At 36.8% G+C, this 8775-nt stretch carries 5 protein-coding genes, 3 pseudogenes and 1 riboswitch; of the genes and pseudogenes, 7 read left to right on the forward strand and 1 reads right to left on the reverse strand.

Annotated features, from left to right (window positions below; genetic code table 11):
* Position 1 precedes the first annotated feature (1 nt).
* Both recR and AT575_RS05520 read left to right on the forward strand, forming a co-directional pair.
* Positions 2-597 (forward strand): annotated as a pseudogene (recR, locus tag AT575_RS05515) (recombination mediator RecR).
* Positions 598-1179: 582 nt separating this feature from the next.
* Positions 1180-2225: pseudogene (locus AT575_RS05520) on the forward strand (D-alanine--D-alanine ligase).
* Between the two features lie 41 nt (positions 2226-2266).
* On the opposite strand, the gene AT575_RS05525 reads toward AT575_RS05520, so the two are convergent.
* Entirely contained in the window at positions 2267-2824 is a 558-nt protein-coding gene (locus AT575_RS05525) for a folate family ECF transporter S component (RefSeq protein WP_065361242.1), read from the reverse strand.
* Positions 2825-2864: 40 nt separating this feature from the next.
* Positions 2865-2955, reverse strand: a riboswitch (THF riboswitch).
* 132 nt (positions 2956-3087) lie between these two features.
* Here AT575_RS05525 and AT575_RS05530 point away from each other — a divergent pair.
* From AT575_RS05530 to AT575_RS05550, 5 genes and pseudogenes are all read left to right on the forward strand, one after another.
* Entirely contained in the window at positions 3088-4449 is a 1362-nt protein-coding gene (locus tag AT575_RS05530; RefSeq protein ID WP_102777508.1) for a UDP-N-acetylmuramoyl-tripeptide--D-alanyl-D-alanine ligase, read from the forward strand.
* A 97-nt stretch (positions 4450-4546) separates the two neighbouring features.
* Positions 4547-5238, forward strand: a pseudogene (locus AT575_RS05535) (TMEM164-related integral membrane acyltransferase).
* Between the two features lie 168 nt (positions 5239-5406).
* A complete protein-coding gene (locus AT575_RS05540) occupies positions 5407-6921 on the forward strand; it encodes a peptide chain release factor 3 (protein WP_102777509.1) in 1515 nt (504 codons plus the stop codon).
* Between the two features lie 189 nt (positions 6922-7110).
* On the forward strand, positions 7111-7755 hold the full coding sequence (locus AT575_RS05545) for a DUF6287 domain-containing protein (RefSeq protein ID WP_102777510.1): 645 nt from the start codon (positions 7111-7113) through the stop codon (positions 7753-7755).
* Positions 7756-7808: 53 nt separating this feature from the next.
* The gene (locus AT575_RS05550; protein ID WP_102777511.1) at positions 7809-8645 is read left to right on the forward strand and encodes a hypothetical protein; all 837 of its coding nucleotides are present in this window, start codon (positions 7809-7811) and stop codon (positions 8643-8645) included.
* Positions 8646-8775: the final 130 nt, after the last annotated feature.

The following is an 8775-nucleotide window of genomic DNA, read 5'->3' on the forward strand; positions in this document are numbered from 1 at the left end:
CGTGTTATACCCTACACCGATTGCAAAATTAATTGAATCCTATTCGAAATTACCCGGTATTGGTGTAAAAACAGCTACACGTTTAGCTTTTTACACGATTGGATGAATGACGATGACGTTAATGATTTTGCCAAAAATCTATTAGCGGCAAAGCGAGAATTAAGTTATTGTTCGATTTGTGGTAATCTCACAGATGAAGACCCTTGTTCAATTTGTCAGGATCCAAACCGCGATAAAAGTAAGATTTTGGTTGTCGAAGATGCTAAAGATGTTTCAGCCATGGAAAAAATTCAAGAATATCACGGTTTTTATCATGTCTTACACGGCTTAATTTCTCCTATGAATGGTATTGGACCAGATGATATTAATTTAAAAACATTAATTACCCGTCTTATGGATAGTGAAGTCAATGAAGTCATTATTGCGACCAACGCTACTGCCGATGGTGAAGCGACATCAATGTATATTTCCAGAGTCCTAAAACCAGCAGGTATTAAAGTAACTCGCCTGGCAAGAGGACTAGCAGTAGGTTCAGATATCGAATATGCTGACGAAGTAACTCTTTTAAGAGCCATCGAAAATCGAACGGAATTGTAAGAAAAGTCTTTTTACTAAAAATCATTAGAATTATTTCCATAGGAAAAATTGACGCCTTTAACACTCAAGGAAGTGACTGTTAAAGAAAAACTAGCAGTTTTATACTAGAATAATAGTTTTGATCTTAGTATTATATTATCCTAGTGTAAATTGGAGAAATATTCCAAGGTAAGTAATTGTTACTATCGGGTTTGATTTCTTTTCAAGAATTATCTAATTTTACTTTTGAGGTATTGCAATAAGATACTTTTCTATCGTAGTGTAGTGACAAATTTTTTTAATTAAAAGTCACTCAGAAATCTTGAGACATGAGGCTCAAGATTTAGGCATGGAATCACAAGGTTAGTCGCTGCCGTCTGAACTACAATAGAAAAGTATCAAAAGAATAATGACAGTATTTTCACTCTGTGCTCATTCAAGAAGTTGGAATGTCTTATTGCCCAGAAAACTTAGTTTAAATCTAAGAAAATGGGGGGAGAAGATAAGCAGACCAACTTCTTTTATTATTTCATATTTGATTTTGAAATGCTTTACAATTTTTGTTATAATTAATAGAAATTTAATTCAGATAGGAAAATAGAAATGTCTAAGCAAACATTAGTAGTCTTATATGGTGGTCGTTCAGCAGAACGTGAAGTCTCAGTTCTATCAGCAGAAAGTGTTATGCGTGCTGTTAATTATGATCGCTTTTTCGTAAAAACCTACTTTATCTCACAAGCTGGTGACTTTTATAAAACACAGGAATTCAATCAAACACCTGCTCAAGATGAAAAATTGATGACGAACCAAACCATTGATGAAAAAGTCAAAATTAAGGCTAGTGATATTTATGAAGAAAAAGCTGTTGTCTTCCCTGTATTGCATGGTCCTATGGGTGAAGATGGCTCTATTCAAGGATTCTTAGAAGTTCTGAAAATGCCTTATGTTGGTACTAATATCCTTTCTTCAAGTGTTGCTATGGATAAAATTACAACTAAACGTGTTCTTGAATCTGCAGGTGTTCCACAAGTAGCCTATACCGTTTATGTTGAAGGTAATTCACTTGAAGCTTGTTTAAAAGAAACGATGGAAAAATTAACTTTTCCGATTTTTGTTAAACCAGCCAATATGGGTTCTTCAGTTGGTATTTCTAAAGCTGATTCTGAGAATGATTTAAAGGCGGCTATTGAACTGGCCTTGAAATATGATAGTCGTATTCTCATTGAACAAGGCGTGGATGCGCGTGAAATTGAAGTCGGTCTATTAGGTAATGTTCATGTTAAATCAACACTTCCAGGAGAAGTTGTTAAGGATGTGGCCTTCTATGATTATCAAGCCAAATACATCGATAATAAAATTACCATGGCTATTCCAGCTGAAATTGAGGATGACATTGTTGACCAAATGCGTCACTATGCTGAAAGTGCTTTTAAAGCTCTGGGAGGTTGTAGCTTGTCACGCTGTGACTTCTTCATGACCAAGGATGGCAAAATTTACCTCAATGAGTTAAACACAATGCCTGGCTTTACCCAATGGTCAATGTACCATTATTATGGGAAAACATGGGGCTGGCTTATTCTGATCTCATTGAAGAGTTAGTTGCATTGGCAGTTGAAATGTTTGAAAAACGCGAAAGTCATTTAATTTAAAAAAAGAAGAACAAAGTGGGGATGACACTTTGTTCTTTTTCTTAGGCTTGATTTAATTTTTTGATTTCAGGTATTCTTTGAAGGGCTGGCACTAATAACATGGTGATAACGACCCGAAGAGGGATTTCAAAGACTTTAAACCATCTTCCTGCTGCATATTGAGCCCAAAATGGGACATGGAAGTAGATTTGAATCAAAAGAGGTGTAAAGATGAAGGTTCCAAACAACATGATGATAATTGTTGCTAGGCTAACATAAAGCCAGTCTTTTTTATTGGCTGTTGACAGTGGTTTCCGGTAGAAGAAAAAACCATACAAGAGCCCCTGAACAGCCTCCATTAGGGTCCACCAAATGATGAAATTACCTGACCCACTGGCTAGGTTATCAGCCACATCAACTAGGGCTAGGGAAATAAAAGCCCAAATTGGACCAGCAATCATGCCAATCATGGTATTACCGATAAAGGCAAAACTAATAACCAATTGTTGCGGAATAACTGGTATTGAAAATTTGCTAATGACTAGGGTTAGGGCAATTAGCATAGCGATAGAGACAAGACGTTGAACGGACATTTTTGGTCCATTAAAAATAGGTGACATATAAGGCTCCTTTATATAAAATGGGAGCTGTTAACTAAGTAACAGCGGATGCAATGATTTACCGCGCTAAAAGCTTCGTTATGTGACGACATCCCATTCACATACACTTGACGCAAATCATCTACTCTGTTAGAAAGTCATCAAAAACTTTCTAGGAAAGATTATAGCATAAGTTGATTCAATTGAAAATCTCCTAACTTTCCATGTGAAATATGGTATAATAGGAGTAACATTTTTTTGTCACTGAAAAAGAAGGAATAAATATGAAACTATCATTACACGAAGTTGCCAAAGTTGTGGAGGCTCAGAATTCTATTTCCGAATTCGAAGACGTTCCCCTGTATCAAATTGAATTTGATAGCCGTAAAATTGAAAAAGGCGACCTTTTTCTTCCTTTAAAAGGAGCCATGGATGGTCATGATTTTATTGATAAGGCCTTTGAAAATGGTGCGGCCGCAACTTTTTCTGAGAAAGTTATTGAAGGTAGACCGTATATCTTGGTCAAAGATTGCTTAAAGGCATTTCAACAACTGGCTCATTATTACATTGAAAAAATGCGTCTAGATGTTATCGCAGTTACAGGATCTAATGGTAAAACCTCTACCAAGGACATGATTGAAGCCGTTCTTGCAACGACTTATAAAACATATAAAACACAAGGTAATTACAATAACGAAATTGGTTTGCCTTACACCATTTTCCATATGCCAGATGATACTGAAAAAATTGTTCTGGAGATGGGGCAAGACCATATGGGTGATATCAAACTGCTTTCAGAAATTGCGGAGCCTCACATTGCAGTAGTGACGCTTATTGGTGAAGCCCACTTAGAATTTTTTGGCAGTCGTGAAAAAATTGCTGAAGGAAAAATGCAGATCACTGAAGGCATGGATTCTCATGGTATCTTATTAGCTCCTGGTGATCCAATTGTTGATCCTTATTTACCTGAAAATCAAATGGTTATTCGTTTTGGTGACCAACAAGAAATCTATGTTAAAGACATTCAAGAAAGCAAAAACAGCCTTACCTTTACAACAAATGTTTTAGACAAGGCTGTTACCTTACCACTATCTGGTAAATACAATGCAACCAATGCCATGTTGGCAGCTTATGTCGGTAAACTTTTAGCAGTTGCTGATGAAGATATTGTCGAAGCTCTTGAAAATGTTCAACTCACAAAAAACCGTACAGAGTGGAAAGTAGCAGCAAACGGAGCAGATATCTTATCTGATGTTTATAACGCAAATCCAACTGCTATGCGCTTAATCTTAGAAACTTTTGCCCAAATTGATGCCAATAAAGATGGAAAAAAAATTGCCGTCTTAGCTGATATGAAAGAGTTAGGACCAACTTCAGTAGACTTACATAAACAGTTGATAACAGCTCTAAATCCAGATCAGATCCAAGACTTAATTTTCTATGGTGACGATATTGAAGGGTTAGCACAATTAGCTAGTCAAATGTATCCCATCGGTAAAGTTTATTTCTTTAAGAAAACAGATGAGATTGATCAATTTGATCAAATGAAGCAACACCTTAAAGAAATCCTAGGAAGCCATGATCAAATTCTTCTAAAAGGTAGTAATTCAATGAATTTGGCTCAGCTGGTCAAAGATTTAACCTAAAGTTCAAAAGTCGTAAACTCCTTGTGATTATTAGTTTACCCACCATCTTGTCCTTAAAACAAGATTAGTATAATGAAAAAATCAAGAAAGGAGCTTTATGACTTTTTTTGCATTGCAACCAAGTGGAATCCCTCAAGTACCCCTTAGTTTTTATCTGCTTACACTTGCTTTGATTCCTATATTACTTTATTTAACCATCCGTTATTATCAAAATGCCAGCTTTCGCCAGTTCTTTTTAGTGCTTCAATTGACACAACTTGTGACTCTGTACGGTTGGTATATCCTCAAAGGTTTCCCCCTCAACGAAGCTTTGCCATTATATCATTGTCGAATGGGTATGTTGGCCGTTTTTCTTCTGCCAAATAAAACTAAAGCAAAACAACTGTTCATGCTTTTAGGAGTTGGCGGTCCAATCCTAGCCTTATTATCGCCGGATCTCTACCCCTATCCAATGACCCATGCCACAAATATTGCCTTTTATTTAGCTCACTATGCCCTAATGGTCAATGCATTAATTTATCTGTTGATTCATTATCAGCCCCAAATGAGCTCTGTGAAATTCAACCTAACTTTCTTAGCCTCTCTCAACCTAAGTTTGATCTTGGTCAACCTTCTGACAAAAGGCAATTATGGTTTTGTTATGAATTCCCCCTAATCCATAGTCATAATCTGATTTTTAATTTTACAGCAGTCACTCTAGTCTTGACGCTTTTAGCTAAGCTAGTAGAATTAGCTTACCAGCGCTATTTCATGCCAGACGAAATACTGTTTCCGATTGGTAAAGGGTAGTCATTGCTAAAGCCTTTAAATTCCGATATAATAAAAGAGTTGTCGAAATTACAACTCTTTTTTGATAGTAAGAGATGAAGGACTAGACCCATGTAGAAAAAGATATCAGTCGCATGAACGACGCCAAATGATAAAAAAAATTGAAGCCTAAGTATGTAAGGAAGAGCTATGTCAATACAAGAAGAAATTAAAAAAAGACGCACCTTTGCCATCATCAGTCACCCGGATGCTGGTAAAACAACAATTACTGAGCAATTGCTCTATTTTGGTGGTGAAATTCGTGAAGCTGGTACCGTAAAAGGCAAGAAAACAGGAACCTTTGCCAAATCAGACTGGATGGACATTGAAAAACAAAGGGGAATCTCTGTTACATCATCTGTGATGCAGTTTGATTATGCAGGCAAACGGGTTAACATTCTTGATACACCAGGGCATGAGGACTTCTCAGAAGATACCTACCGTACCCTAATGGCAGTCGATGCTGCTGTCATGGTTGTAGACTCAGCCAAAGGTATTGAAGCACAAACTAAAAAACTTTTTGAAGTCGTTAAACACCGCGGTATTCCGGTATTTACTTTCATTAATAAATTAGACCGTGATGGTCGTGAACCCTTAGAACTGTTAGAAGAACTAGAAGAAGTTCTAGGAATTGCCTCTTACCCAATGAACTGGCCGATTGGTATGGGAAGAGCTTTTGAAGGCCTTTATGATCTTCATAACCAAAGACTAGAACTTTATAAGGGTGACCAACGCTTTGCCGCATTTGACGAAGGAGCTAAACTCTTTGCCAATAATCCCTTTTATGAACAAGTCCTTGATGATATCGAGTTACTCCAAGAAGCGGGAAATGAATTCTCACCGCAAGCCATTCTTGCTGGTGAATTAACACCTGTCTTTTTCGGCTCAGCCCTTACTAATTTTGGTGTTCAAACTTTCCTAGATACCTTCTTAGAATTTGCTCCAGAGCCGCATGGCCATAAAACAACAGAAGAAAAAGTTATTGATCCTTTAGATAAAGATTTTTCTGGTTTTGTCTTTAAAATCCAAGCTAATATGGATCCTCGTCACCGTGACCGAATCGCCTTTGTTCGGATTGTTTCGGGCGAATTTGTTAAAGGGATGGGTGTTAACTTAAGTCGTACGGGTAAAGGTGTTAAACTTTCCAATGTGACGCAGTTTATGGCAGAGTCTCGTGAGAATGTGCAAAATGCCGTTGCTGGTGATATTATCGGGGTTTATGATACAGGTACTTACCAAGTTGGTGATACCTTAACCGTTGGTAAAAATAAGTTTGAATTTGAGCCTCTTCCAACCTTTACTCCAGAAATCTTTATGAAGGTTTCTGCTAAAAATGTCATGAAACAAAAATCATTCCATAAAGGGATGGAACAATTGGTTCAAGAAGGCGCAATCCAACTTTATAAAAATTACCAAACTGGTGAGTATATGTTAGGTGCTGTCGGACAACTGCAGTTTGAAGTCTTCAAACACCGCATGGAAGGCGAATACAATGCTGAAGTCGTGATGACACCTATGGGCAAGAAAACAGTTCGTTGGATTAAAGAAGAAGACCTAGATCAACGCATGTCTTCAAGTCGTAATATTCTGGCTAAGGACCGCTTTGATCAACCTGTATTCTTATTTGAAAATGATTTCGCCCTTCGTTGGTTTGCAGACAAATAACCAGATGTTCAATTAGAAGAAAAAATGTAAATATATTAAAAGCTAAACAGTCAGGTTTAGCTTTTTTTGTGCATTTAAGTTACTTACAAGTAACTTTTGTTACAAAAATATTACGAAAGTGTTGCAAATTAATTTTTAAGTGCTATAATGAAAATGAAATAAAAATAAAAAGACATTTGGAGTCCTATTATGAAAAAGAGATTAGCTATTGCACTTTCAGTACTTGGAATAATGTTAAGCCTATTTTTCGCTTTTAAAATGCTGTCCTCGAATTCTCAAGAGACGGAGGCTAAAAAAGAATTTGGCCAAACCCAAGTTAAAAAAGCAAAATCCATAAAAGTAAAAGCAAGTGAAAGTGAAGATAAGACAAAGTCTTCTAAATCTGAAACAACTAATACTAGTCAACAAAACACAAGTCAAACCGATCAGCCTCAGAGTCAGGAAAGCAGTAGCCAATCTACAAGCCCTTCTAATGAAGCAGGAAATGAAAAAGTTAGTTCAGCACAAACCTTACTAACAAGTTTACAAAAACAGGACTATTCCCCAATTGCAGGAACCTGGAAAAATGATTTAGGGGAAGTCTTAATTATTGCTGCTGACGGCAGTTTCACACGTGACTATAAACAGACGGATGATACAGTAACTAGAGCTCAAGACAAAATTGGTAATGGCTATATCCATGAAAATTGTTACCTTGCTAGTATAACGGGGGCAGGCTTATTGGTTACACCAGCTGGAGTGAAAAACGCCCATATAGGTACTGTCTATAATCAAGATTCCATCACAATGGGGCAATCCATAGAAGCTGATAAACATCCATTTTTTAAACAGTAATGGAGAGAAGACCTATTTGAAAATAAAAAAATAGGATAATAAGGAGCGAAAAAATGAAAAAGAAAATTATGATTAGTGCAGTAGTTCTTACATTGGCGTGTTCAAGTATTCTTTGTCTTGGTCAAGATCAAGAGAGTGCTCAAGAACAATTCAACAACAAAGCTATTCCAGTTAGTCATCAAAAAGCCGCAAGTAAAGCAGTTGTAAAGGATAGTCAAAAAGTTGACGGTAAAAAAGCTACAATTTCCAGTCTTCAAAATAATATTAGTCTCCCACAAGAAGAGCATGGAGTGACTGCTCAAGGCTCAGAAAATCAAACTCTAAATAGCGATACAGTTAGTCAAGCAAATGCTGTTTCAGAAAAATCTTCAAAAGCAAGTTCCCAAGTTATTTCTGAAGCTAGTCTTTCAGATGGAAGTGTCACTAAGGCACAAACAAATGCAAGTGCCGAAACTAACACAACTAGTCAAAGCCAAGAAGTGGTAGCTAATACTGTAGTTACCCCAACCCTTTTACCAATACCTGCTGCTTTGGTTGGGACTTGGACTGTTCAGCCAGATACAGATTGGTTAGTAACAATTACGATTTCAGCAGATGGAACCGTTACACGGGTAGACAAGTCGTCAGGATATGTCCGTTATGCTCAAGCTCAAACTGCCTATTTTAATGGTGTTTATGATCGTGGTAATGGTTACTATGAGTTAGTCGGTAATAATGGCTATAACCAAGCTATTATGATTCCTGGTGGTATTGGTGGGGCTAATATTAAATATACCTTTGGTTTCCAACTGCAAGGAACAAGTCTTCTTCCAGTTTTGTGGCAAACAGGTATCAATTCAGAATTTGACTACTCTTATCCTTTAGGTGGCTCTAGTTTGGTTAAACAATAAGAAGAGGCTGGGACAAAAGTCTTCATAACTAATAAAAACAGAGACTCACGTTTGATGTGATTCTCTGTTTTTAATTTCTTATCATTCTCTTATTGTATTTCAGTAGATTATTGGCCATGAGGACCAAACC

The sequence above is a fragment of the Streptococcus penaeicida genome (assembly GCF_002887775.1).
GTDB lineage: Bacteria > Bacillota > Bacilli > Lactobacillales > Streptococcaceae > Streptococcus > Streptococcus penaeicida.

Bases quoted from the DNA above. Each gene is read 5' to 3' on its own strand.
- AT575_RS05530 (WP_102777508.1), top strand. From the start codon at position 3,088: ATGAAACTATCATTACACGAAGTTGCCAAAGTTGTGGAGGCTCAGAAT.
- AT575_RS05540 (WP_102777509.1), top strand. From the start codon at position 5,407: ATGTCAATACAAGAAGAAATTAAAAAAAGACGCACCTTTGCCATCATC.
- AT575_RS05550 (WP_102777511.1), top strand. From the start codon at position 7,809: ATGAAAAAGAAAATTATGATTAGTGCAGTAGTTCTTACATTGGCGTGT.
- AT575_RS05525 (WP_065361242.1), bottom strand. From the start codon at position 2,824: ATGTCACCTATTTTTAATGGACCAAAAATGTCCGTTCAACGTCTTGTC.
- AT575_RS05545 (WP_102777510.1), top strand. From the start codon at position 7,111: ATGAAAAAGAGATTAGCTATTGCACTTTCAGTACTTGGAATAATGTTA.